The organism is Nocardioides sp. (assembly GCA_037045645.1).
Classification (GTDB): domain Bacteria; phylum Actinomycetota; class Actinomycetes; order Propionibacteriales; family Nocardioidaceae; genus Nocardioides.
Map to the genome: position 1 here is coordinate 403,128 of JBAOIH010000001.1, position 22,240 is coordinate 425,367.

Consider the following 22,240-nt stretch of genomic DNA (forward strand, 5'->3'; position numbering starts at 1 on the left):
GCGCGCCCCCGCCGCTCCTACGGAGTCCAGCATGACCATCCCCACACCTCACTGGGAGATCCGCCCGGTGTCGATCGAGCATCCGGATGCCCAGATGTTGATCGAGCAGGTCCAGAGTTACTACGTCTCCCTCTATGGCAGCCGCGACGAGACGCCGCTGGAACCCGGCTATTTCGAGCCACCGCAGGGCGCCTTCTTCGTCGGTTATCTCCACGGCGAGCCGGTCGCCTCGGGTGCGTGGCGGATGAGGCCCGACGTGGCGGCGCTGCTGGGCCTGGAGCGGCCGGTCGAGATCAAGCGGATGTACGTCGTCTCACGCCACCAACGCCAGGGGCTGGCAGGTCGGATGCTGGCGCATCTGGAGCAGACCGCGTGGGCGGCCGGCGCCACCGACGTGATCTTGGAGTCCGGCGCGCCGCAGGCTGCGGCGCTGCACTTCTACGAGCAATCGGGGTATCGACCGATCCAGCCGTTCGCGCATTACCGCGATTCCCCGCTCAACCGGTGCCTGGCGCGCTCGCTCGGCGGTGGTTGAGGAGCCGCCCAGGACTCCCGGTGGTTGAGGAGCCGCGAAGCGGCGTCTCGAAACCACCCGTCAGGCGGTCGCCCAGGACTCGTCCCAGCCCTCGACCGAAGACGCCGGCCGCGTGGCCGGACCGGTGTAGATCGCCGACGGGCGAATCAGGCGCCCGGTGCGCTTCTGCTCCAGGATGTGCGCCGACCAGCCACCCGTACGCGCACAGGTGAACATCGAGGTGAACATGTTGGCCGGCACCTCCGCGAAGTCGAGCACGATCGCGGCCCAGAACTCCACGTTGGTCTCCAGGACGCGGTCGGGACGACGCTCGCGCAACTCTGCCAAAGCAGCCTTCTCCAGCTCCTCGGCGACCTGATAGCGAGGCGCGTCGAGTTCCTTGGCCGTACGCCGCAGCACGCGAGCGCGCGGGTCTTCCGCGCGATAGACGCGGTGGCCGAAGCCCATCAGCCGCTCCTTGTTGTCCAGGAGCTCCTTGACGTACGCCCGCGCGTCACCGCGCTGCTCGACCTGCTCGATCATGCCGAGCACGCGCGAGGGCGCGCCGCCGTGCAGCGGGCCACTCATTGCGCCGATGGCGCCGGAGAAGGCGGCGGCCACATCGGCACCGGTGGAGGTGATGACGCGCGCGGTGAAGGTCGAGGCGTTCATGCCGTGCTCGGCCGCGGACGACCAGTAGGCGTCGATCGCCTTGACGTGCTTGGGATCGGCCTCGCCGCGCCAGCGGATCAGGAACTTCTCGGCCAGCGTCGCGCCGTTGTCCACGTCGGCTTGGGTGACGACCGGCTTGCCGAGACCGCGGGCGGCCTGGGCGGCGTACGACAGCACCATCACCGCGACGCGGGAGAGGTCGAGGCGGGCCTGCTCGTCGGAGATGTCGTAGGTCTGGCCCATCCCCAGCATCGGCGCGAGCATCGCGACCGAGGCCTGCACGTCAGCGCGTACGTCACCGGTGTGGATGGCGATGTTGTACGGCTCCGCGGGCGGCAGCCCCGGCTCGTACGACCCGTCGACCAGCAGGCCCCACACCTTCTCGAACGGCACCCGCCCGACGAGTTCCTCGATGTCGACGCCGCGATAGCGCAGCGACGAGCCTTCCTTGTCTGGCTCGGCGATCTCGGATTCGAAGGCGACGACGCCTTCCAGGCCGTGTTGGACCTCGGTCACGTGGACTCCCTTGTCAGTGAGCGGTGATGAGTTGGGGATGCGCAGCCTTGTGGGCGCGCGCGGAATTCCTGCGATTGTGCTCCGGTCATTGTGCCCCGCGCGAATCCGAACCGCGCGAGCGGTCCGCGGATTAGTCTGCCGTCATGGATCTGGGAAACCTGCTCAACGGCCTCGACCTCAACGACTTCAACGACGTCGCCAAGCTCATCACTGAGAACAAGGACTCGCTCGCGATGTTGGGCAGGTTGCCCGAATACCTCGACAAGTTGGGCGATGCACTGGGCGGGGCAGGGGAGCAGGCGCGCAGCGCATCCTTCGCGCTGGTCGGCGAGGACGGTCGCTCGGGTGCCCGATCGGCGTTGGCCTCCTCGTCCGAGGCATTGGCCGGCATCGTGTCCGCGTTGGCCGCGGGCGCCGACAAGATCTCCGACGCCGCGGACGGCGTCGGCAAACTGCCGATGATGGACGGCCCGGCTGCCAAGCTCAGTGGCGCCGCCGACGAGATCAAGGGCACCACCAGCAATCTCGGCGAGCTCGCGAAGGCGATGGACGCCATCGGCGACACCTTGGAGAAGGTCGGCGCGGCCCTGGCCAAGTTGGGCGAACATCTCAACGACTCGGGTACGCAAGCCCGCGGCTTCGCCCAACTTTCGTGAGTCTGTCGTGAGCATCGGGATCGATCCGGGCGCAGGGGCGCCCGACCAGCCGTGGGCCCGACAACGACGCGACTATGCCCTGGGTGGACTTGCTGAAGCCGACGCTCCGCAGGACCCGCTCGAACTCTTCCGGCATTGGCATGCCGACGCGACTCGAGCGCGGCTGCCCGAGCCCAACGCGATGGTGCTCGCCACGGTGTCGGCTGACGGGCAGCCGTCTTCCCGGATGGTGCTGCTGCGCGGGCTGACCGACGGGGCGTACGTCTTCTTCACCAACCAGGCCTCCCGCAAGGGTCAAGACCTCGCCGCCAATGATCGGTGTGCACTGCTTTTCCCGTGGCATGGCATCGAGCGCCAGGTGCGGGTCGAGGGGATGGCCCGGTCGTTGGACCGCGAGGCCGTCGCGGCGTACTTCCACTCTCGACCCCGTGGGGCGCAATGTGGGGCCTGGGCTTCGCGGCAGTCGCGTCCCATCGATTCGCGTGACGATCTCGAACGCGCCCAGGCCGAGGCCGAGAAGGCGTACGAGGACCTCGACGTGATCCCGGTGCCAGACGACTGGGGTGGGTATGCGATCACGCCGTCGGTGATCGAGTTCTGGCAGGGGAGGGCCAACCGTTTGCATGATCGGCTGGTCTATCAGCGCGACGGCTCTGAGTGGTCGATCAGTCGCCTCCAGCCCTGATCGCGCACCCCGTTTGCGGGTCTACCGGTGGTTTCGCCCGGTGGTGGAGGAGGCGCGCAGCCCCGGTGGTTGAGGAGGCGCGCAGCGCCGTCTCGAAACCACTTCCCCCCGGTGGTTGAGGAGCGCCGTAGGCGCGTCTCGAAACCACACCCCCGTGCGCGCTGCGTGGTTTCGAGACGCTCGCTTCCGCTCGCTCCTCAACCACCGATCCCGGACCGCCCGCCGGTGGTTGAGGAGGCGCGCAGCGCCGTCTCGAAACCACATTCCCGTGCGCGTGCTGCGTGGTTTCGAGACGCTCGCTGACGCTCGCTCCTCAACCACCGATCCCGGTCTCCCGGTGGTTGAGGAGCGCCGTAGGCGCGTCTCGAAACCACACCTCCGGCGCCACACCGGCCGCTGGGATGCTCGCCGAGGTGGTCGCGTTGGACGAGGTGATCGCTGCTGCTGAGGCCCGCAAACTCGCGTTGGCCGCCCGCTGGGCCGACGCGCACCCCGACCCCTCCCAGACCGGGGCGAAAACCCCGAAACACGGCCAGGCCGCGGTGTCGTGGCTGACCCGCGAAACCGCGCCCGACGAACTCGAGTTCGCCGACGATGCGTTCATCCCCACCATGGCCTGGGACGCCGGCGCCCCCTTCGCCGCCGCGATGGGCACCACCACCGCTGCTGGGGAACGGTTCATCCGCGACGCGTTGCTGTTGCGGCACCGCCTCCCCAGGATCTGGGCAGGCGTCCAAGCCGGCCGGGTCCCGGTGTGGCGGGCTCGTCGGATCGCCGAAACCATCATCGCCCAACCACGCGATGTCTCCGATGCTCTCGACGTCGAGGTGGCGCCGATCGCCGGCCGGGTCGGTGTCCGGCGACTCGACCAGATCCTGACCGCGATTTTGATCCGGCTCCATCCCGAGGAAGTCGAACAAGACTCCCTTGACGCGCTGGACAAGAGGTTCGTACGCCTGGACGAATCCTCGATGAATCACACCGGGGTCGCGGACATGGCCATCCGGGGCGACTGGGCAGACCTACACAACTTCGACCAGACCGTCACAGCCGTGGCTGCCGCGTTGAAAGCCCGCGCCCTCGCCGAAGGCGACTACGTCGAGTCGTTGGACGTACGCCGTGCACGGGCGGTCGGGATCCTCGCCGATCCCCACACCGCCGCCGCCCTCCTCGACGACAACAACCAGGCGCCCACCAGTCCGCGGCGGGCGATCGACCTGGTCGTGCACCTCACCCCCAGCCACCTCGACCCCGCGACCCTGGACCCGGTCACCCGCGCCTTCGTGCGCGGCGACCGCGCCACCCTCACCGCGATGGTTCAGACCTGGTGTGGCAACCCCGGCGCGACCGTCACGATCCGCCCGGTGTTGGACTTGGCTGCACACCGCACCTCCGCCGCATACGAGATCCCGCCCCTGCTGCGTGACCAGACCGACTACCTCGCCGCCGGGCACTGCACCTTCCCGTGGTGCACCCGCTCCGCCACCAGGTGCGACCACGACCACCACATCGCCCACAACCAAGGCGGACGCACCTGCTCCTGCAACCTCCATCCGCTCTGCAGAAGGCATCACAGACTCAAACACGAGGCCGCCTGGCAGGTCACCACGATCGAACCCGGCGTCTGGCACTGGGCCAGCCCTCACGGCCAGACCTACCGCCGAGACCCCGACGGCACTACCCCGCTGGACAAGACACCACCACCACCCCGAACGCGAACCACCGGATGCGACTACGCACCCTGGGAAACCCCACCACTCAACCCTGCTACGCACCGGCTGATGATCCGGTCGTGAGCGTCCGTCTCTGCCGATGTGGGAGAGTTTCACCATATGCGCGGAATTGTACATCTCTGACAGAGAATGGCATCCTGTGGGCATGACCGAACTGACTGTGACCCATGCGCGGGCACGGCTCGCTGACGTGGTCGACGAGGCTCGAGTGAAGCACGACCCCATCTACCTCACCCGCCGCGGCCAGCGGGTCGCTGCCGTCATCGATGCGGACGACCTGGCGCGCCTCATCGAAGCAGCCGAGAACCTGGCTGACCTCGAGGCCGCCCGTGCGGCGCGCGATGAGATGGCATCCGAAGGATCGATTCCCTGGGATGCCGTGAAGGCCGACCTGGGCCTGGCGTGACGTATCGCGTCGAGATCAGCCCGGGCGCGGTTCGCCAGCTCAAGAAGCTGGACGGGACCGCGCGGCGGCGTGTCCAGGCTGCCATCGAGCTCTTGGCCGAGGAGCCGAGGCCCACCGGAGCGAAGAAGCTCGTGGGCGGCGATGGCGAGTGGCGTGTCCGGACGGGTGGCTATCGCATCGTGTACGAGATCAACGATGGAGTCCTCATCGTCCTGGTGCTGGCCGTCGGGCATCGCCGAGAGATCTGCCGCGGACGCTGACGCGCCCTCATGCCGCGCAGAATGCGTTGGTTAGCCACCGAATCCGAGTAAGACCAACAGTCGTCGCTCGAGTTCGACCAGCGCTGGGGGCTCGAGGCGGCCGAGCACCGTGTGCGCGTTGGCGCGCCGGACCGTGGTGACTTTGTCCACCATCAGATAGCAGTCCTGATCGAGACCATTGAGTTCGTGGGCGACAACTAGGACCCGAAGCAGAGGCGCGTCCACGGCTGTAGTGGTGAACGGGCAGATGGTGAGTGAATCGGTGGCGTCGAACCGGCCGTCCTGGATCACCAGCGCAGGCCTGGGTTTGGTTGCGTAGACACTACCAGCGACCGTGATGATGTCGCCGCGCTTCATTCGGTCCAGTCTTGCAAGACGGCTTCCACGAAGTCCATGTCGTCTGAGCCCGTTGACGCGTCTGCCACCAAGGCGGCCTGGCGGTGGGCCTCCGCAGCGAACTCAGGCGAGCGCACTCAAGGAACGTCCGCACATGGCTGCTGCGTGGTCACGCGTCCCTGTCATTGCCTCGACTTGTGAGTGAGTGCTCACTCACTTAGAGTCCCGCTGTGTCTCAACCCAGATCCACCCGCGCCAAGCCCCTCGCGCCGGACGTACGCCGCCAAGCCCTGATCGACGCCACCTTGCCCTTGCTGCACGAGCACGGACGTACGGTCACCACGCGCCAGATCGCGGAGGCCGCTGGGGTGGCCGAAGGCACGATCTTTCGCGTCTTCGACTCCAAGGACGACCTCGTCCTGGCAGCAATCGAGCACGCCCTGGACTTCGAACCTTTCCTCCTCGACCTCGCAAACATCGAGCGCGAGCAACCGTTGCGCCAACGGTTGCTCGACTACGTGACGCTCTTGCAGATCCGCTTCCGCGGGACCTTCGCCCTGATGACGGCGATGGGCATGGTCGGTCCACCGCAAGCGCACAAGCACACGGTCGAGGCACGCGCGCGCGGCCAGAAGATCGCCGAGTCGTTGGTCGATCCCGACGCTGATCTCTTCCTCTGCCCTCCCGAGCAACTCGTCCGCACGCTGCGGCTGCTCACCTTCTCCGGCACCCATCCGCACATCTCCGACGGCGTCATCCTGACGCCGGAGCAGATCGTCTCGACCGTTCTCGACGGACTCATGAAGCAGGAGGCCCGCTGATGTTGTGGCGACTCGTACGCACTCGACTGCGGCCCTATTGGTCGTTCTTCCTCGCCGTGCTGTTCTTGCAGTTTGTCGGGACGGTGGCGGCCCTGTGGCTGCCCAGCCTCAATGCCGAGATCATCGACAACGGCGTGGTGACCGGCGACACCGGCTACATCGTGCGCCGCGGCGGCGTGATGCTCGCCGTCTCGGTCGTGCAGGTGCTCTGCTCGATCGCGGCGGTGTGGTTCTCCGCCCGGATGGCGATGAGTTTTGGCCGCGACGTACGCGCCCAGATCTTCCACCAGGTGGGGAGTTTCTCGGCGCGCGAGGTCAATCACTTCGGAGCTCCGTCGTTGATCACCCGGGAGACCAACGACGTGCAGCAGGTGCAGATGCTCGTCCTGATGGGTGGCACGCTGGCGGTGATGGCGCCGATCATGATGGTCGGCGCGATTCTGATGGCCGTACGTGAGGACCCCGGGTTGGCCTGGCTGATCGTGGCGGTCGTACCCGTCCTCGGGCTGTCCATCGGTCTGATCGTGATCAAGATGGTGCCGAGTTTCCGGGCGATGCAGGAGAAGATCGACGAGGTCAACCGGCTGCTGCGTGAGCAGATCACCGGCGTGCGGGTCGTACGCGCGTTCGTCCGCGAGTCGTACGAGACCGACCGCTTCGCGGTCGCCAACCACGACCTCACCAAGGTCTCGATCACGGCCGGGCGCTGGATGGCCGGGATGTTCCCGACGGTGATGTTGGTGGCCAACGTCGCGACGATCGGGGTGCTCTGGTTCGGCGGGCACCGCGTCGAGTCGGGCCAGATGCAGGTCGGCGCGCTCACGGCGTACATCTCTTATCTGATGCAGATCGTGATGTCGGTGATGATGGCGACCTTCTTGATGATGATGATCCCGCGCGCGGCGGTGTGTGCCGACCGGATCATGGAGGTGCTCGACACCGAGTCGTCGGTCGTCCCGCCGACCCAGCCGGTGACGCAGCAACCGACGCCCGGGACCGTACGCTTCGACGCTGTCGAGTTCACCTATCCCGGCGCCGATGTGCCGGTGCTGCGTGACATCTCGTTCGAGGCTGTCCCTGGCCAGACCGTCGCCTTGATCGGTTCCACCGGCGCCGGCAAGACCACGTTGCTCAACCTGGTGCCGCGGCTCTTCGATGCGACCTCCGGGGCGGTGTCAGTTGGGGGAGTGGACACTCGACGACTGGCGCCGGAGACGCTGTGGTCGGGGCTCGGACTGGTGCCGCAGAAGGCGTTCCTCTTCTCCGGCACGATCGCCGACAACCTGCGCTATGGGAAGGCCGATGCGACTGAGGAGCAGATGTGGCAGGCGCTGGAGATCGCTCAGGCCCGTGACTTCGTCTCCGCCATGCCGGACGGATTGGAGTCCAGCGTCGCGCAAGGTGGCACGAACTTCTCGGGCGGCCAACGGCAACGGCTTGCCATTGCGCGGGCGGTGATCAGACAGCCGTACGTCTATCTCTTCGACGACTCGTTCAGCGCGCTCGACCTCGCGACTGATGCGCGGCTGCGGGCCGCGCTCAAGCCCGTGACCCGCGAATCCACGGTGCTGATCGTCGCCCAGCGGGTCTCCACGATCCGCGACGCCGACCTGATCATCGTGCTCGAAGACGGCGCGATCGTCGGTCGCGGGACGCACGAGTCGCTCTTGGAGTCCTGCGAGACCTATCGCGAGATCGTCGAGTCCCAGCTCAGCGCGGAGGAGGCGGCATGAGTGAGTCTGCCGACCTGAAAGAGACCGAGCGCGTCGAGTCCGGTCCCGGCCACGGGCGCGGCCCGATGGGCGGGCCGATGATGGGCCAGAAGGCCGACCGCTTCAAGGAGTCGGGCATCCGACTGGTCAAGCGGTTGCGTCCCGAGCGCAACCGGATCACCGGCGTACTCATCCTCACGCTTGGCAGCGTGCTGTTGATGGCGATCGGCCCACGGATTCTGGGTCGCGCGACCGACCTCATCTTCGCGGGCCTACTCGGCTCCAAACTCGGCGAGCAGATGCCGCCCGGCACCACCAAGGCCGAGGCCGTGCAGGCCTTGCGTGCCGCGGGCGAGGACAAGGTCGCCAGCATGGTGGCGTCGATGGACGTCGTGCCTGGCGTCGGGGTCGACTTCGACGCCGTGGCGCGCGTGCTGCTCACCGTGCTCGCCATCTATGTGATCGGCTCGGGACTCGCGTGGGCCGCCGGTTGGTTGCTCAACGACGCCGTCCAGGCGACGATCCGTGGCCTGCGTGCCGAGGTCGAGGACAAGGTGCACGCGCTGCCCCTGTCGTACTTCGACCGCCAGCCCCGCGGCGAACTCCTCTCCCGCGCCACCAACGACATCGACAACCTGAGCCAGTCGTTGCAGCAGACGCTTTCGCAACTGCTCACCTCGGTGCTGACGTTGATCTCGGTGCTGGTGATGATGCTGTGGATCTCGCCGCTTCTGGCGTTGATCGCGCTGCTGACGGTGCCGCTGACGATGATCGTCGGCGGGGCGGTGATGAAGCGCTCGCAGGGCCAGTTCATCGCGCAGTGGCGGCGTACGGGCCGGCTCAACGCGCATATCGAGGAGACCTTCTCCGGCCAGTCCTTGGTGAAGGTGTACGGCCGCCAGGTCGAGGCCGAGCGCGTCTTCGCGCAGGAGAACGACGAGCTCTATCAAGCGTCGTTCAAGGCCCAGTTCATCAGCGGGCTGATCATGCCGATCATGATGTTGATCGGGAACATCAACTACGTGGCCGTCGCGGTGGTCGGCGGTCTGCGCGTCGCGTCGGGCAACTTGTCGTTGGGTGAGGTGCAGGCGTTCATCCAGTACACCCGGCAGTTCACCCAGCCGCTCGCCCAGGTCGCCTCGATGGCCAACCTGTTGCAGTCGGGTGTGGCGTCGGCGGAGCGGATCTTCGAGTTCCTGGATGCGTCGGAGGAGTCCGATGCGGGCACGGCGACCCCGCCTGCACCGGCCGATCGGCATGGCGAGGTGCGCTTCGAGCACGTCTCCTTCTCGTACGACCCCGAGCGTCCGCTGATCCGCGACCTCTCACTGGTGGCCGCGCCTGGTGCGACCGTCGCGATCGTCGGCCCGACCGGAGCCGGCAAGACCACGCTGGTCAACCTGGTGATGCGCTTCTATGAGCTCGACGGCGGTCGGATCACTCTCGACGGCGTCGACATCTCGACGTTGCCGCGAGCGGCGTTGCGTGACCAGACCGGCATGGTGCTTCAAGACACCTGGCTCTTCGCGGGCACCATCCGCGACAACATCGCGTACGGCGATCCGGATGCGACGCAGGAGCAGATCCTGGATGCGGCCACCGCGACGTACGTCGACCGCTTCGTGCACTCGCTGCCTGACGGGTACGACACCTGGATCGACGAGGAGGGCACCAACCTCTCGGCGGGCGAACGCCAACTCGTCACCATCGCCCGTGCCTTCCTCTCCGATCCGGCTCTGCTGATCCTCGACGAGGCCACCTCGTCGGTCGACACGCGTACGGAATTGCTGCTGCAACACGCGATGGGTGCCCTGCGCGAGGACCGTACGTCCTTCGTGATCGCGCACCGGCTCTCCACCATCCGCGACGCTGACCTGATCTTGGTCATGGAGGATGGCGCGATCGTGGAGCAGGGCACCCACGAGCAGCTATTGGAGGCCGAGGGGGCGTACGCCCGGCTGTATCAGTCGCAGTTCGCCGCCGCCGCCAACTAGCCGAGTCAGCAGCAATTCCCGCCGAGTCGGCAGCAATTCCCGCCGAGTCGGCAGAAAAACCACTTGAGGCCTTCCCCTGGGATGCCTAGCCTGCTTCCACACGGGAAAGGAGGTGGTCCGAAGTTGAATACTTACAGGACGCGTGAGGTGGCTGCGGTCTAGCAGCAACCGTCCGCCAGTTGCGCCACGAAGTGCTGCTGGCAATCCAAACGCAGACACCCGACCCGCAGGTGAGCTTGGGACGTCCCCCGAGCGGAGCGTCGTACGGCGCTACACCTGCGGGTTGTCTGCATTTGATGACTCCTCGACGAGAGTTCGTGACCCCTCGGCGAGTGGCGGGGGACACACGCGCGACAAGTTGATTTCGTCAACCACTAGGTGGATCGTTGACACAGTCAACCAATCGCCGGCGTTGATGAGATCCGCCCCGGTTGCCCCAGCCGCCGCAAGAGGAGCCCCATGTCCAAGAGCCCGACCGTGTCCCGACCGGCCGAGGAGACCGGCCAGATGACCCACCGCGAGATCATGGAGGCGCTTACCGGGCTGCTGCTCGCGATGTTCGTCGCCATGGTGTCGAGCACCATCGTGTCCAACGCGCTGCCGGTCATCGTGACCGATCTCAAGGGCAGCCAGACCGGCTACACCTGGGTCGTCGTCGCGACGCTGCTGACCATGACGGCCACCACCCCGATCTGGGGCAAACTGGCCGACCTCTTCCCGCAGAAGATCCTGGTGCAGATCGCGTTGGTGATCTTCTCGCTCGGCTCGATCGCCGCCGGTCTGGCGCCCAGCATGGAAGTGCTGATCGGCGCGCGCGCCTTCCAGGGACTCGGCGTCGGCGGGCTGACCGCCCTCGTACAGGTCGTGATCGCCAGCATGGTGCCGCCGCGCGAACGGGGCCGCTATTCGGGCTATATCGGTGCGGTCTTCGCGCTCGCCACCGTGTCCGGCCCGCTCATCGGAGGCCTGCTCGTCGACACGCTCGGCTGGCGCTGGTGCTTCTATGCCGGGCTCCCCATCGCCGTGCTCGCGTTCGTCGTGCTCCAAAAGACCCTCCACCTCACCCACCACAAGCGCGAGGTGCACATCGACTACCTCGGAGCCACGCTGTTGATGGGTGGAGTCTCGATGCTGCTGATCTGGGTCTCCCTGGCCGGCAACCAATTCGACTGGCTGAGCAGCAAGTCGTACGCCCTGATCGCCGGCGCGGTGGTGTTCATCTGCGCGGCGGTCTACGTCGAGATGAAGGTCGCGATCGAGCCGATCATCCCGATGCGGCTCTTCCGAGACCGTACGACCTCCCTGGCCACGGCGGCTTCGGTGCTGATCGGCGTCGCGATGTTCGGCGCGACGGTCTATCTGAGTCAGTACTTCCAGATCGCGCGCGGCATGTCGCCCACCAAGGCCGGCTTGATGTCGATCTGCATGGTCGGCGGGCTCCTCGTGTCGTCGATCGTGACCGGTCGGATCATCAGCACCACCGGGCTGTGGAAGCGCTACCTGATCGGCGGCATGGTGCTGGTGATCGCCGGGATGGGGCTGCTGTCGATGATCGACGAGAAGACCTCCTTGTACGTCGTCGGTGCCTACATGGCCGTCTTGGGTCTCGGCCTCGGCGCCACCATGCAGAACCTCGTCCTGGCCGTGCAGAACAACACGGCCCAGGCGGACATGGGTGCAGCGTCGTCCGTGGTCGCGTTCTTCCGCTCCCTCGGTGGGTCGGCCGGTGTCTCTGCCCTGGGTGCGGTGCTCAGTCACCAGGTCGCATCCACCGTCACCGAAGGGTTGGCCAAGATGGGAATCAAGGCCGACTCGCACGAGTCGCACTCGATCCCGGACGTGTCCGAGTTGCCTGCGCCCATCCGGGCGCTGTTCGAGCACGCCTTCGGCTCGGCGACCGGTCACCTCTTCCTCGTGGCGACGCCCTTCGCCATCGCCGCGCTGGTATGCCTGTCCTTCATCAAGGAAGTCCCCTTGCGTACGACCGTCCTGCGCTCCGACGAGTTGGCCCCCGAGGTCGCCGCCGAGCTCGGTGTCGATCAGCCGCACGGCGTCGCGCGATGAGCGAACGCGACGGACTCTTCGCCGAGCTGGAGTCCGAGGTCGGAGTGCTCGTACGGCGACTTCGGCGGGTGCTGGGCGAGCGGGCGCGCGCCGTTGACCCCGCACTGTCGGCGGGTCACTACATGATGTTGTCGTACGTCGAGCGGTGCGGTCCGCTGCGCGCTGCCGCCGTGGCGGATGCGCTGGAGGCAGACAAGGCGGCGGTGAGCCGCAAACTGCATCAGCTGATCGAGCTCGGGCTTGTCGTGCGTACGCCAGACCCCGAGGACGGTCGCGCCCAATTGGTGTCGGTGACCGAAGGAGCGCGTACGAAATTGCGCGCCGTGGCCAGCGCGCGCAGTGCCCTGCTGCGTCAGCGACTAGGCGGAATGTCCGACCAGGACCTGGCGGTGCTGGTCACGAGCCTCGGGTTCTACAACCGGGCTCTGGAGCGGGACTGAGTCCCAACTCAACGCCCAGGCTGGCCCAACTCAACGGTCAGCCAGGCGGCGGTGTCGGGCGGCAGCGTGGCGCCGAGCGGCCCGGACGCCACCACGACCTCCCCGTCAGGCAACTCGACCGGCACCGTGCCGCAGTTGAGCACGACCAGCAGCGGGCCGCGCCGGAAGGTGAGCACGTCGTCGCCGAGGTCGACCAACTCGACCTCTTCTCCGGCCGAGTCGGCGTACGCCTTGCGGGCCTGCAGGGCCTCTCGATAGAACTCCAGCGTCGACCCCGCGACTCCCTCTTGAGCCTCGACCGTGAGCGCCGCCCAGGCGGAAGGTTGCGGGATCCACGGCTGCTCCGAGCCAGGACCGAAACCGAAGGGAGCCGCCGTGCCGCTCCAGGGCAGGGGGACGCGGCAACCGTCGCGGCCCGGTTCACCCGTGCGCCACCAGACGGGGTCCTGCCGGTGCTCCGGCGCGACCGCAACCTCTTCGAGACCGAGCTCCTCGCCCTGATACAGATACACCGCCCCGGGCAGGCCCAACATCGCCAACGTGGCGGCTCGGGCGCGGGCCAGGCCGGTCGCCCCGCCGCCATAGCGCGTGACGTGGCGCTTCACGTCGTGATTGGACAACACCCAGGTCGGCGACGAGTGCTGCCCCTCGAGGGCATCGAGGGTCTCGGTGATCACGCGTACGAATGCTCGTGCCGACCACGGTGCTGTCAGCCAGGCGAAGTTGAAGGTCTGCATCAACTCGTCGGGGCGTACGTAGCGCGCCATCGACTCCTGGGTGGAGGTCCACGCCTCGGCCACGGCCATGCGTGGGGGATCGTACGAATCGAGCAGCCGCCTCCAGTCGCGGTAGACGTCATGCACCTCGGGCTGATCCCACATCGGTTCGTCGTCCAGGTGTGGCGCCACCATCCCGTCCTCGGAGTTGATGGTGGTGACATCGGAGAGGTGTTCCCCGTCGGCCAGCACCTGGTCGCGCAGCGACGCCTCCTTGAACAGCGAATGCGCGACATCGATCCGGAAGCCGTCGACGCCGCGGTCGAGCCAGAAGCGCAGCACCGACTCGAACATCGCGGGGACCTCGGGGTTGCGCCAGTTGAGGTCGGGCTGGGAACTGTCGAAGAGGTGCAGGTACCACTGATCGGTGTCGCCCACGCGAGTCCACGCGGCCCCGCCGAAGACCGACGTCCAGTTGTTGGGCGGCTCCGTGCCATCGACGCGACCAGTGCGGAAGAGATAGCGGTCGCGTTCGGGCGAGCCCGGCTGCGCTGCCAGGGCTGCCTTGAACCACTCGTGCTCCGACGACGTGTGGTTGGGCACGATGTCGAAGACGACCTTCAGTCCGAGCCGGTGGGCTCGGGCGAGCAACGCGTCCGCGTCGGCAAGCGTGCCGAACAGCGGGTCGATGTCGCGGTAGTCGGCCACGTCGTACCCGTGATCGTGCTGCGGCGAGGTGTAGAACGGCGTGATCCACAGCGCGTCGGCGCCCAGCGACTTGAGGTGTGGCAACCGGGCGGTGATGCCCGGCAGATCGCCGATGCCGTCGCCGTCTGAGTCTGCGAACGAGCGGACGTAGACCTGATAGAAGACCGCGTTGCGCCACCAGGCCGGGTCGTGGAAGTCGCGCATGGCGACACCTTCTCAGACGAAGTCAGCCCGGTCGACCTGGATCCAGACGTGCTCGGCGGTGGCGACCTGGCGTCCATCTTCGTCATAGATCGTGGTGGCGGTGTGGCTCTTGCGCCCCTCGCGGCCGCGGCCCTCGGCGACGATCACATGCTGCTCGCCGGCACGCGGGAGAGCGTCGACGCGAGCGGTCATCCGACCGAGTACGACGGTGATCTCGGGGAAGCCGCCGGCCCACCCGCCGGGGCAGTCCAGGGCCGCCCAGACGTTGGCGAGCGAGGTGCGAGCCGTCGAGCAGCCGTAGGAATGCCAGTCTTCGAGCTCGGTCTCGTCGGGAGTCCACAGCGCGGCCACACTCGACAGATCTCCCTCGACGAGTGGGCTGGGGAAGATGTGGAGTCCGCCGGGCGCATCGGGACCGCAGGTGTAGCAGGTGGGGAAGGGATGCTCGTCGACCCCGGCGAAGCGTTCCTCGGCCTGGTGGGCGACCTCGGCGGACACCGGGGCGACCGCGACGAGTTCGGCCTCCACCAGGCGACCGGTCGCCACGGCGGCGCCGTCGCGTAGAGCCGTGGTGATGCCGTCCGCGTGGGTCAGGGGCATCAGCGTGTCGAGAGGCGGTGGCTGGCGCAGCGTGATCTCGATGGTCGGCCAGGCCTCGCTGCGGTCCTCTGGGCAGCCCGCGTCGGGAAGTAGTCCGGCCAGTGCGCCTGAGGTCCAGCCGCCATTTCCCGAGTTCGGCGGACCGCAGAACCGAGAGGGGACGACCAGAGGATCCAAGGGGATGCTCATGTCGTGCGATTGTGCCGCACCTCGTCAACCTCGGACAGTGCGCCGCCCAGGTTGACGACGTGGGCCAGAATGGTCCGGGTGAGCGACCTGATCGATACCACCGAGATGTACCTGCGGACGATCTTCGAGCTCATCGAAGAGGACATCGTCCCGCTGCGCGCGCGGATCGCGGAGCGATTGCACCAGAGCGGACCGACCGTCTCGCAGACCGTGGCGCGGATGGAACGCGACGGCTTGCTGACTGTGGAGGGCGATCGGCACCTCGAACTCACGCCCGAGGGCCTGCGCCTGGCCACCCGGGTGATGCGCAAGCACCGGCTCGCCGAACGGCTGCTGGTCGACGTGATCGGACTCGACTGGGAACTCGTCCATGCCGAGGCATGTCGCTGGGAGCACGTGATCTCCGAGAACGTCGAGCGTCGTCTCCTCGAGCTGCTCGACCACCCCACCGAGTCGCCGTACGGCAACCCGATCCCCGGACTCGACGAGTTGGGCGAGGACTCTGGCGAGGGCTTCATGGACGGCGTCCAGTCGCTGTTGGAGGTGGCCGGACCTGAACGCGAGAAGGTGCGGATCCGCCGGATCTCCGAGGAGATCCAGAAGGACGAGGAACTGATGGGGCTGCTGCGCCGCATCGGTGCGCTTCCCGACAAGGTGGTCGCGGTCTCCGCGACCGCCGCGGGCATCCTGATGGGCTCGGGTGGTGAGACCGCCGAGATCGAGTCCGAGGCGGCCGAGCACATTTTCGTGCACCGGCTCTAGGGGACCTTCGGAGCCGTCAGCGCCGCCAGGTCGGGAGGGCTAGCGGGCATAGCGCAACTCGGCGCGGGCGCGCGCCTTGGCTGCTTCGACCTCACGGTCCTTGGGCGGGGCAGTGGTCACGAGGTCATCGATCAGGTGTCGGGTGATGTGCGCGATCTCGCGAACGGCCTGGTCGAAGATCTCCTGATTGGCCTGCGACGGCTTGGTCGCGCCACTGACCTTGCGGACGAACTGGAGCGCGGCAGCGTGCACCTCGTCATTGGTCGCGGGCGGCTCGAAATTGTTGAGCGGACGGATGTTGCGGCACATGCAGGCGAGCGTACGTGCGGCTCAGACCTCGAAGAAGGACACGTCGTCGCCGGTGACCAGCAGAACCCGGCCGTCGGGAAGGGGGAGCGTACGGATCGCGTAGACGTCCTGGCCGTAGTCGACCTCGGCCATCCGCTTGGTCAACTCTCGGCCTGCCACACCCAGCACCGCGATGTCGCCGGAGCCGCGCCAGTCGTCCGAGACCACCGCCAGAGCCGTGTCGCGACCGGTGAGCCAGGTGAAGGCCCGCGGGTCCGAACCGGCCAGGGCGGTCGAGTTCTTGCCCAACGACACCGTGGCGACCCGCTTGAGTGCGGTCAGGTCGCTGATGTCGAAGAGGGCTGCCTGCGCCCCGAGGGTGGCACCCGTACGAGGGTCGGCGTCCTGGCCCAAGCCGAGCAGCAGGTCGTCGCCGATCGGGTGCAGATAGTCGGAGAAGCCCGGGATCTTGAGTTTGCCGAGCAGCCTCGGAGCATCGGGGTCGCCGAGGTCGATCGCATACAACGGATCGGTCTGCCGGAAGGTCACCATGATCGCGAGATCGTCGAACCAGCGCACCGACTGGATCTGCTCGTTGATGCCGAGTTGGTCGACTCGGCCCGATTGGACCAGGTCGGAGCCGCGTTCGCGCATTGTCACGACGGCGTTGAAGTTGCCGGTCTCGCTCGACGGACCGACCGCGACCCGAAGCGAGTCGCCCACCGCGTCGATCGCCCAGCGATCCGCGATCGTGCCCTCCACCTCGCCGCTGGCGACGTACGTGGCCGCGATGCCGTCGAGCGCGAAGGAGTAGAGGTGCGTCGTGCCGTGGTGTGCTGACGTACGCAGCGCAGCGCCCGACCACGGGTGGGTAGCCAGGATCAGGCGGTCGCCGGATTCGTACGCGGTCGTGCTGTTGGTGGCCACTGCGGTGACCTCTCGCGTCCGGGGTGAGGCCGCGTGGAAGCCGACGACGGTCAGCGTGCCCAGGCCGGCGTCCTCGCTGGGCAACGCGACGTCGGCACAGTCGACCAATTGTTGCTCGGGGCCGTGGTCCGAGGCGATGGTCGGAAGCCAGTCGGTGAGTTGGGAGTTGCGTACGATCTCCCGGTTCTTCAGCAGCGCGTCCTTCTCGCTGACGCCTTCGCCCGGGGTCGTGAAGCCGAGGCTGGGCAGGGGAGAGGTCAACGTGATGCGGATCGTGTCGCCGTGTTGGCGTGCGGTGAGCAGCCCTGCGTCGTACGTCGCGGTGTCGGTGACGCGCGGGTTGCCCAGGTCGCGGATGTCGACCGTGAGCACTCGTGTGCTCGGCCGCCAGATCTCATAGCCGTACGCGGTCGCGTCCGCCGAACCGATCACCGTCACCGTGTCGCCGCGCAGCAGCAACTGCGCGGATCCGATGTCGTCGAGCGCCAGGGTGGAGGTGAGCTTGGGTTCGGAGCCGGTGACGTCATAGATCACGAGGTCGTCATCCTTGATCCGCACCAGCACCGAGCCGTCGGACTTCGCCGTATCGGCTTCGTCGACGCCGACCTCTTGCACGTTGGTGCCGGTCTCGGAGCTGCCTTGCTCCTCACGTACTCCCGGCGCGGTGGTCGGGGTGGCTGCCAACGGCCCGGTGGAAAACGACACATCACCTTCTTGGAAGACGATGCCGCCCTTCCATCCCCACGGCGTGACCTGCTTGAGGCCGCGCTCGACATACCAGTCGCGCAGCGTGTCGCACGAGGTTGCCAAGGTCAGGTCGGCATTGGCCAGCCGGAACGGCGGCGGGGCCGTGTCGGTGCCGGGGTCGGCCACCGTGATGCCGGCAATGAAGGCGACGCCCGCGGTCAGCGCGACAGTGGGGAGGGTCGTACGCAAAGTCATGGCATTGGGACGTCGTTGCGCCAGCGGCGGTTCCCCGGCGGTCTGACAGGATCGGCGACATGGCCGATCGCGACTACGACATCGTTCTTTTCGGCGCCACGGGGTTCACCGGTGAACTCACCGCGCGCTATCTCGCCGCGCATGCGCCGAGCACGGTGCGGTGGGCACTAGCCGGCCGCAATCAGACGAAACTAGAGGGCGTACGGGAGCGTCTGGCGCAGCTCGAGCCGTCACTGGCCACCTTGCCGATGCTGATCGCCGATAGCACCGACCGAGCTGCGCTCGACAAGGTCGCGACCTCGACTCGCGTGGTGATCTCGACCGTCGGCCCCTACATCGTGCATGGGGAGCCGCTCGTGGCGGCCTGTGCGGCAGCCGGCACCGACTACGTCGACCTGACCGGTGAGCCGGAGTTCGTCGACACCATGTTCGTCGCCCACCACGAGACGGCCGTCGCATCCGGCGCCCGGATCGTGCACGCCTGCGGCTTCGACTCGATCCCGCACGACCTGGGCGCGATGTTCACCGTCGCGCAGTTGCCGTCGGACCAGCCGATCACGCTGCGCGGAGTCGTACGCTCCTCGGGAACCTTCTCCGGTGGCACCTTCCACTCGGCGATCACGGCGTTCTCCCGCGCCCAGCAGATGCGCTCGGCTTCTGCGGCCCGCCGCACACTGGAGAAGTCCCTCGGGGTTCGCCCGGAGGGGCGCTCCTCCAAGGCCGTCGCCGGAAAGCCCGGCAAAGACCCCGTGCTCGGCTATTGGCTGTTGCCGCTGCCGACGATCGACCCCTTCGTCGTGGCGCGCTCGGGCGCGGCTTTGGAGTCGTACGGCCCGGACTTCCGGTATTCGCACTTCGCCGGCACCAAGACGCTGCACTATGCGGCCGGTGGGGCCGCGGCGGTGACCGCGATCGGTCTGATCGCTCAGGTCAAGCCGTTGCGTGAGTTGTTGCTTGGCCGGGTCAAGCAGGGCGACGGGCCTTCCCCCGAGCGCCGTGAGAAGTCCTGGTTCAGCGTCGACTTCGTCGGCGAGGCTGGGGGCCGGACCGTGCGTACGCGCGTCTCCGGCGGCGACCCGGGCTATGACGAGACGGCCAAGATGCTGGCCGAGTCCGCGCTGTGCCTGGCCTTCGACGACAACCCGGCGACGTCGGGCTCGGTGACGACCGCGCAGGCGATGGGCGAGAACCTGCTGGCGCGATTGCAGGCGGCTGGGATGAAGTTCGAGGTGAGTTGATCCCACCCACGTGCCCCAGGCAGGAGTCGAACCTGCGACCTTTCGCTTAGGAGGCGGCTGCTCTATCCGCTGAGCTACTGGGGCGTGCGCCATTTCTCGTGGCTGGGCCATTGTGGCAAAGCCGGATCGGCGCACCCGCATCCACCCGAAGTTGGCGATTCGGCGCGCCACGTTTGACACTTACCGTCACACTGTGGAGGTTGCCCGCGCGCGATCATCCGGACGCGCCCCTCGGGACCGGGCAATGAAGACCGGGAATCAAGAACCGGGCAAATCCGATCCCCACTTTGGCGAAGGAGTGACGCATGGCCGACCGTACGCCAACGGTTGCTCCCAAGCGTCGCGGCAAGGTCAAGAAGCGGCACACGGTCTTCAAGGTCGTCAGCGTCACGGCATTGGCTCTGGCGCTGGTCACGGGACTGGCGGTGGCGTACGCCTATCGCCACCTCAACGGCAACATCACCACTCTCAAGGTCACCGACGACGACTTCGTCGATGCCCGGCCGGAGAAGGTCGACGTCGAAGGCCCGCGCGAGCCACTCAACATCCTGATCATGGGCACCGACACCCGCGACGGCGTCGGCAACAACATCGACGGCCTCACCGGCGACGGCAACCGCTCCGACACCACGATCCTGCTGCACCTGTCGGCGGACCGGAAACGGGCGTACGGCGTGAGCATCCCGCGTGATGCTCTGGTGACCCGACCGGACTGCAAGAAGGGCGGCGGTGTCGTCTCGGGCGCGGACGACGTGATGTGGAACGACGCGTTCAACGTCGCGGGTCCGCTCTGCACGATCGCGCAGTTCGAGCAGATGACCGACATCCCCGTCGATCACTTCGTGGTGGTCAACTTCGCCGGTTTTCGCGACATGGTCGACGCGGTCGGCGGCGTAGAGGTCTGCATCCCACAAGACATCGACGACCGCGAGCACGGGATCTATCTCAAGCAGGGGACCCGCAGCATTACCGGCAAGGAAGCGCTGTCGTACGTCCGCGTTCGTCACGTGGGCAACGGCTCCGACCTCGGAAGGATCAAACGCCAGCAGGCATTTGTGGCGTCGATGGCCAACAAGGTCGTCTCGGCCGGCACGCTGGCCAACCCGATCCGGCTGTTCAACTTCCTCGACGCCACCACGAAGAACCTCGTCCTCGACGAGGGGATGGGCAATCTGCGCGAGATCGCGGACGTCGGGATCCAGTTCCGCAACATCGACCTGAGCAACATCAAGTTCATCACCGCGCCCTGGCAGTACGACCCCGAAGACCCCAACCGCGTACGCCTGCTGCCGAGCGCCCAGCAGTTGTGGCTCAAGATCAAGCGAGACGATCCGCTGACCCGAGCCCAGACCGAGACCGCGATCTCGGCAGACAACGTCCCCAGCGAGAGCCCGTCGGCGTCTCCGAGCGGCAGCCCTTCGACGAGCCAGACCCCCAGGCCCACCGCCAATGCCAGCGCCGAGGCCGAGGCAGAGGCAGCGGGGTTGTGCACGTGACCTCGCCCGACGAGGCGCGCGAGCAGGCGACCGGGGAGGATTGGCGCCGGCGTCAGCGCCTCGACGCGATCTTCGGCGACACCTTTCCCGAGACCACCAGCGACGAACGCGAGCCGCAGCGGCCCGACCAGGAGTCGGCAGGCGACGCCTGGCTGAGAGCCCAGGTGCCGCCGCATCATGGCTGAGCCGAGACGCCACCCACGCCTTCGCAGGCTGACGTACGTCGGGCTCGCGCTCGTGTTGATCGCGGGAGCGGGACTCGGCTACCTCTACCTCCACCTCAACGGCAACCTCGATCGGCGAGAGGTCGGCAAGGAACTCGGGGCCGACCGCCCCGATGCGGTCGCGGTCGAGGGACCCAAGAAGCCGGTCAACATCCTCGTCATGGCCAGCGACGACCGCTCCTGTGAGGGGTGCGGCATCGATGGAGAAGCCGGAATGGGCGGTTCCGACACGACGATCCTGCTACACCTGTCTGCCGACCGGAGTCGGGCGTACGCCGTCTCGATCCCGCGTGACTCCATCGTCACCCGGCCCGACTGCGGGGCCGACGATCAGATCGCGGGCGGCACCGGGCAGATGTGGAACGAAGCGTTCCGGCTCGGTGGCGAAGGCTGCACCTGGCGGCAGGTCGAGGCGTTGACAGGCGTACGCATCGACAACTACGTGACCTTCAACTTCGGCTCGTTCAAGTCGATGGTCGCTGCGCTCGACGGAGTGCCGGTCTGCATCCCGCAGGACATCGACGACGACACCGCAAACATCCACCTCAAGGCGGGCACTCGAGAACTCAACCCAGACGAGTCGTTGCAATACGTACGGCTGCGTTATTGGGGTCCGATCGAGAAGCGGAACGACCTCAGCCGGATCCGGCGTCAGCAGGAGTTCATCGCGGCGATGCTCAACAAGGCCAGCCACAACGTCGCGCGTCCGGATCGCATCCTCCCGTTCCTGGATGCGGCGACCGAGTCGATCGCGACCGACTTCGACAATCTGCGCGAACTCGCGGGGCTGGCCATGGATGTCCGCAAGATCGGGATGGATCAGGTGCGGCTGTTCACGATCCCCAACGAGTATTTCCCGTCGGACTCCGAGTTCGCCGGGAAGGTGCGCTGGAAGCCCGCCGCCGATGAGATCTGGGAGCGGATCGCGGCCGACGAGGCGATCCCGACGCATTTGATTCGTGGCTCGGTCACCGCAGACCCCGACCGGCCCAAGAACCTGACGCCCGAGGAGAAGCAGGACCGGGCCGAGATGGGCATCTGCTCCTGAGCGTTTGTGCCCGGTCGGCGGGTTTCACGCGTGCGTTCGTGCCCGGTCGGCGGGTTTCACGCGTGCGTTCGTGCCCGGTCACGCGAAGA

The 22,240-nt window shown here is 67.2% G+C and carries 22 protein-coding genes and 1 tRNA gene; 16 read left to right on the forward strand and 7 right to left on the reverse strand.

All coding sequences use genetic code 11. From position 1 onward, the window contains the following. Positions 1 to 31: 31 nt before the first annotated feature. Complete coding sequence (locus V9G04_01960) at positions 32 to 535, forward strand: GNAT family N-acetyltransferase (GenBank protein MEI2712072.1); 504 nt, start codon at positions 32 to 34, stop codon at positions 533 to 535. A 60-nt stretch (positions 536 to 595) separates the two neighbouring features. On the opposite strand, the gene V9G04_01965 is transcribed toward V9G04_01960, so the two are convergent. Then, positions 596 to 1,702, reverse strand: coding sequence for a citrate synthase 2 (locus V9G04_01965; GenBank protein ID MEI2712073.1), 1,107 nt, complete (start codon positions 1,700 to 1,702; stop codon positions 596 to 598). A gap of 143 nt (positions 1,703 to 1,845) precedes the next feature. On the opposite strand from V9G04_01965, the gene V9G04_01970 reads away from it, so the two are divergent. The 5 genes from V9G04_01970 (at position 1,846) to V9G04_01990 (ending at position 5,442) form a co-directional block, all read left to right on the forward strand. After that, positions 1,846 to 2,358 (forward strand): hypothetical protein, encoded by a 513-nt coding sequence (locus tag V9G04_01970; protein ID MEI2712074.1) that lies wholly within the window; start codon positions 1,846 to 1,848, stop codon positions 2,356 to 2,358. A 7-nt stretch (positions 2,359 to 2,365) separates the two neighbouring features. Further along, positions 2,366 to 3,043, forward strand: coding sequence for a pyridoxamine 5'-phosphate oxidase (gene pdxH / locus V9G04_01975; GenBank protein MEI2712075.1), 678 nt, complete (start codon positions 2,366 to 2,368; stop codon positions 3,041 to 3,043). Between the two features lie 341 nt (positions 3,044 to 3,384). Then, positions 3,385 to 4,839: an HNH endonuclease signature motif containing protein gene (locus V9G04_01980; protein ID MEI2712076.1), complete on the forward strand. Its 1,455-nt coding sequence runs from the start codon at positions 3,385 to 3,387 to the stop codon at positions 4,837 to 4,839. 82 nt (positions 4,840 to 4,921) lie between these two features. Beyond that, a complete protein-coding gene (locus V9G04_01985) occupies positions 4,922 to 5,182 on the forward strand; it encodes a type II toxin-antitoxin system Phd/YefM family antitoxin (GenBank protein ID MEI2712077.1) in 261 nt (86 codons plus the stop codon). After that, positions 5,179 to 5,442 carry a type II toxin-antitoxin system RelE/ParE family toxin gene (locus tag V9G04_01990; protein MEI2712078.1) on the forward strand — a complete coding sequence of 88 codons (264 nt, stop codon included), beginning with the start codon at positions 5,179 to 5,181 and terminating at the stop codon, positions 5,440 to 5,442. The genes V9G04_01985 and V9G04_01990 overlap by 4 nt, the downstream gene beginning before the upstream one ends. A gap of 30 nt (positions 5,443 to 5,472) precedes the next feature. Here V9G04_01990 and V9G04_01995 read toward each other — a convergent pair whose 3' ends face one another. Further along, positions 5,473 to 5,799: a type II toxin-antitoxin system PemK/MazF family toxin gene (locus tag V9G04_01995; protein MEI2712079.1), complete on the reverse strand. Its 327-nt coding sequence runs from the start codon at positions 5,797 to 5,799 to the stop codon at positions 5,473 to 5,475. A 209-nt stretch (positions 5,800 to 6,008) separates the two neighbouring features. Here V9G04_01995 and V9G04_02000 point away from each other — a divergent pair, with 209 nt between their 5' ends. The 5 genes from V9G04_02000 (at position 6,009) to V9G04_02020 (ending at position 12,809) form a co-directional block, all read left to right on the forward strand. After that, complete coding sequence (locus V9G04_02000) at positions 6,009 to 6,599, forward strand: helix-turn-helix domain-containing protein (protein MEI2712080.1); 591 nt, start codon at positions 6,009 to 6,011, stop codon at positions 6,597 to 6,599. Continuing rightward, positions 6,599 to 8,332, forward strand: a complete 1,734-nt coding sequence (locus V9G04_02005; protein ID MEI2712081.1) for an ABC transporter ATP-binding protein — start codon at positions 6,599 to 6,601, stop codon at positions 8,330 to 8,332. The genes V9G04_02000 and V9G04_02005 overlap by 1 nt, the downstream gene beginning before the upstream one ends. Next, a complete protein-coding gene (locus V9G04_02010; protein MEI2712082.1) occupies positions 8,329 to 10,305 on the forward strand; it encodes an ABC transporter ATP-binding protein in 1,977 nt (658 codons plus the stop codon). The genes V9G04_02005 and V9G04_02010 overlap by 4 nt, the downstream gene beginning before the upstream one ends. A 459-nt stretch (positions 10,306 to 10,764) precedes the next feature. Then, positions 10,765 to 12,369 carry an MDR family MFS transporter gene (locus V9G04_02015; protein MEI2712083.1) on the forward strand — a complete coding sequence of 535 codons (1,605 nt, stop codon included), beginning with the start codon at positions 10,765 to 10,767 and terminating at the stop codon, positions 12,367 to 12,369. Beyond that, the gene (locus tag V9G04_02020) at positions 12,366 to 12,809 is read left to right on the forward strand and encodes a MarR family transcriptional regulator (GenBank protein ID MEI2712084.1); all 444 of its coding nucleotides are present in this window, start codon (positions 12,366 to 12,368) and stop codon (positions 12,807 to 12,809) included. Before V9G04_02015 ends, V9G04_02020 begins: the two co-directional genes overlap by 4 nt. Positions 12,810 to 12,817: 8 nt before the next feature. On the opposite strand, the gene V9G04_02025 is transcribed toward V9G04_02020, so the two are convergent. Then, positions 12,818 to 14,437, reverse strand: coding sequence for an alpha-amylase family glycosyl hydrolase (locus V9G04_02025; protein ID MEI2712085.1), 1,620 nt, complete (start codon positions 14,435 to 14,437; stop codon positions 12,818 to 12,820). Positions 14,438 to 14,449: 12 nt separating this feature from the next. Then, positions 14,450 to 15,226, reverse strand: a complete 777-nt coding sequence (locus V9G04_02030) for a hypothetical protein (protein ID MEI2712086.1) — start codon at positions 15,224 to 15,226, stop codon at positions 14,450 to 14,452. Between the two features lie 78 nt (positions 15,227 to 15,304). Here V9G04_02030 and V9G04_02035 point away from each other — a divergent pair, with 78 nt between their 5' ends. After that, positions 15,305 to 15,988 (forward strand): metal-dependent transcriptional regulator, encoded by a 684-nt coding sequence (locus V9G04_02035; protein ID MEI2712087.1) that lies wholly within the window; start codon positions 15,305 to 15,307, stop codon positions 15,986 to 15,988. A gap of 39 nt (positions 15,989 to 16,027) precedes the next feature. On the opposite strand, the gene V9G04_02040 is transcribed toward V9G04_02035, so the two are convergent. Beyond that, positions 16,028 to 16,297, reverse strand: a complete 270-nt coding sequence (locus V9G04_02040; protein MEI2712088.1) for a DUF2277 domain-containing protein — start codon at positions 16,295 to 16,297, stop codon at positions 16,028 to 16,030. 21 nt (positions 16,298 to 16,318) lie between these two features. Continuing rightward, the gene (locus V9G04_02045; protein MEI2712089.1) at positions 16,319 to 18,145 is read right to left on the reverse strand and encodes a beta-propeller domain-containing protein; all 1,827 of its coding nucleotides are present in this window, start codon (positions 18,143 to 18,145) and stop codon (positions 16,319 to 16,321) included. A 59-nt stretch (positions 18,146 to 18,204) separates the two neighbouring features. Here V9G04_02045 and V9G04_02050 point away from each other — a divergent pair, with 59 nt between their 5' ends. Next, entirely contained in the window at positions 18,205 to 19,383 is a 1,179-nt protein-coding gene (locus V9G04_02050; protein MEI2712090.1) for a saccharopine dehydrogenase NADP-binding domain-containing protein, read from the forward strand. Between the two features lie 11 nt (positions 19,384 to 19,394). Here V9G04_02050 and V9G04_02055 read toward each other — a convergent pair. Then, positions 19,395 to 19,467: transfer RNA gene (locus V9G04_02055), tRNA-Arg, on the reverse strand. A 221-nt stretch (positions 19,468 to 19,688) separates the two neighbouring features. Here V9G04_02055 and V9G04_02060 point away from each other — a divergent pair. From V9G04_02060 to V9G04_02070, 3 genes are read left to right on the forward strand one after another with little or no spacing between them, the layout of a single operon-like run. Further along, the gene (locus tag V9G04_02060) at positions 19,689 to 20,879 is read left to right on the forward strand and encodes an LCP family protein (GenBank protein ID MEI2712091.1); all 1,191 of its coding nucleotides are present in this window, start codon (positions 19,689 to 19,691) and stop codon (positions 20,877 to 20,879) included. Beyond that, positions 20,876 to 21,064 (forward strand): hypothetical protein, encoded by a 189-nt coding sequence (locus V9G04_02065; protein ID MEI2712092.1) that lies wholly within the window; start codon positions 20,876 to 20,878, stop codon positions 21,062 to 21,064. Before V9G04_02060 ends, V9G04_02065 begins: the two co-directional genes overlap by 4 nt. Then, positions 21,057 to 22,151: an LCP family protein gene (locus tag V9G04_02070; GenBank protein MEI2712093.1), complete on the forward strand. Its 1,095-nt coding sequence runs from the start codon at positions 21,057 to 21,059 to the stop codon at positions 22,149 to 22,151. Before V9G04_02065 ends, V9G04_02070 begins: the two co-directional genes overlap by 8 nt. Positions 22,152 to 22,240: the final 89 nt, after the last annotated feature.

What these genes read in the sequence shown, in the direction of transcription:
- V9G04_02015 (MEI2712083.1), top strand. Translation starts at nt 10,765, where the DNA reads ATGTCCAAGAGCCCGACCGTGTCCCGACCGGCCGAGGAGACCGGCCAG.
- V9G04_01960 (MEI2712072.1), top strand. Translation starts at nt 32, where the DNA reads ATGACCATCCCCACACCTCACTGGGAGATCCGCCCGGTGTCGATCGAG.
- V9G04_02060 (MEI2712091.1), top strand. Translation starts at nt 19,689, where the DNA reads ATGGCCGACCGTACGCCAACGGTTGCTCCCAAGCGTCGCGGCAAGGTC.
- V9G04_02050 (MEI2712090.1), top strand. Translation starts at nt 18,205, where the DNA reads ATGGCCGATCGCGACTACGACATCGTTCTTTTCGGCGCCACGGGGTTC.
- V9G04_02025 (MEI2712085.1), bottom strand. Translation starts at nt 14,437, where the DNA reads ATGCGCGACTTCCACGACCCGGCCTGGTGGCGCAACGCGGTCTTCTAT.
- V9G04_02005 (MEI2712081.1), top strand. Translation starts at nt 6,599, where the DNA reads ATGTTGTGGCGACTCGTACGCACTCGACTGCGGCCCTATTGGTCGTTC.
- V9G04_02045 (MEI2712089.1), bottom strand. Translation starts at nt 18,145, where the DNA reads ATGACTTTGCGTACGACCCTCCCCACTGTCGCGCTGACCGCGGGCGTC.
- V9G04_02030 (MEI2712086.1), bottom strand. Translation starts at nt 15,226, where the DNA reads ATGAGCATCCCCTTGGATCCTCTGGTCGTCCCCTCTCGGTTCTGCGGT.
- V9G04_01995 (MEI2712079.1), bottom strand. Translation starts at nt 5,799, where the DNA reads ATGAAGCGCGGCGACATCATCACGGTCGCTGGTAGTGTCTACGCAACC.
- V9G04_01985 (MEI2712077.1), top strand. Translation starts at nt 4,922, where the DNA reads ATGACCGAACTGACTGTGACCCATGCGCGGGCACGGCTCGCTGACGTG.
- V9G04_02020 (MEI2712084.1), top strand. Translation starts at nt 12,366, where the DNA reads ATGAGCGAACGCGACGGACTCTTCGCCGAGCTGGAGTCCGAGGTCGGA.
- V9G04_02010 (MEI2712082.1), top strand. Translation starts at nt 8,329, where the DNA reads ATGAGTGAGTCTGCCGACCTGAAAGAGACCGAGCGCGTCGAGTCCGGT.
- V9G04_01970 (MEI2712074.1), top strand. Translation starts at nt 1,846, where the DNA reads ATGGATCTGGGAAACCTGCTCAACGGCCTCGACCTCAACGACTTCAAC.
- V9G04_02040 (MEI2712088.1), bottom strand. Translation starts at nt 16,297, where the DNA reads ATGTGCCGCAACATCCGTCCGCTCAACAATTTCGAGCCGCCCGCGACC.
- V9G04_02070 (MEI2712093.1), top strand. Translation starts at nt 21,057, where the DNA reads ATGGCTGAGCCGAGACGCCACCCACGCCTTCGCAGGCTGACGTACGTC.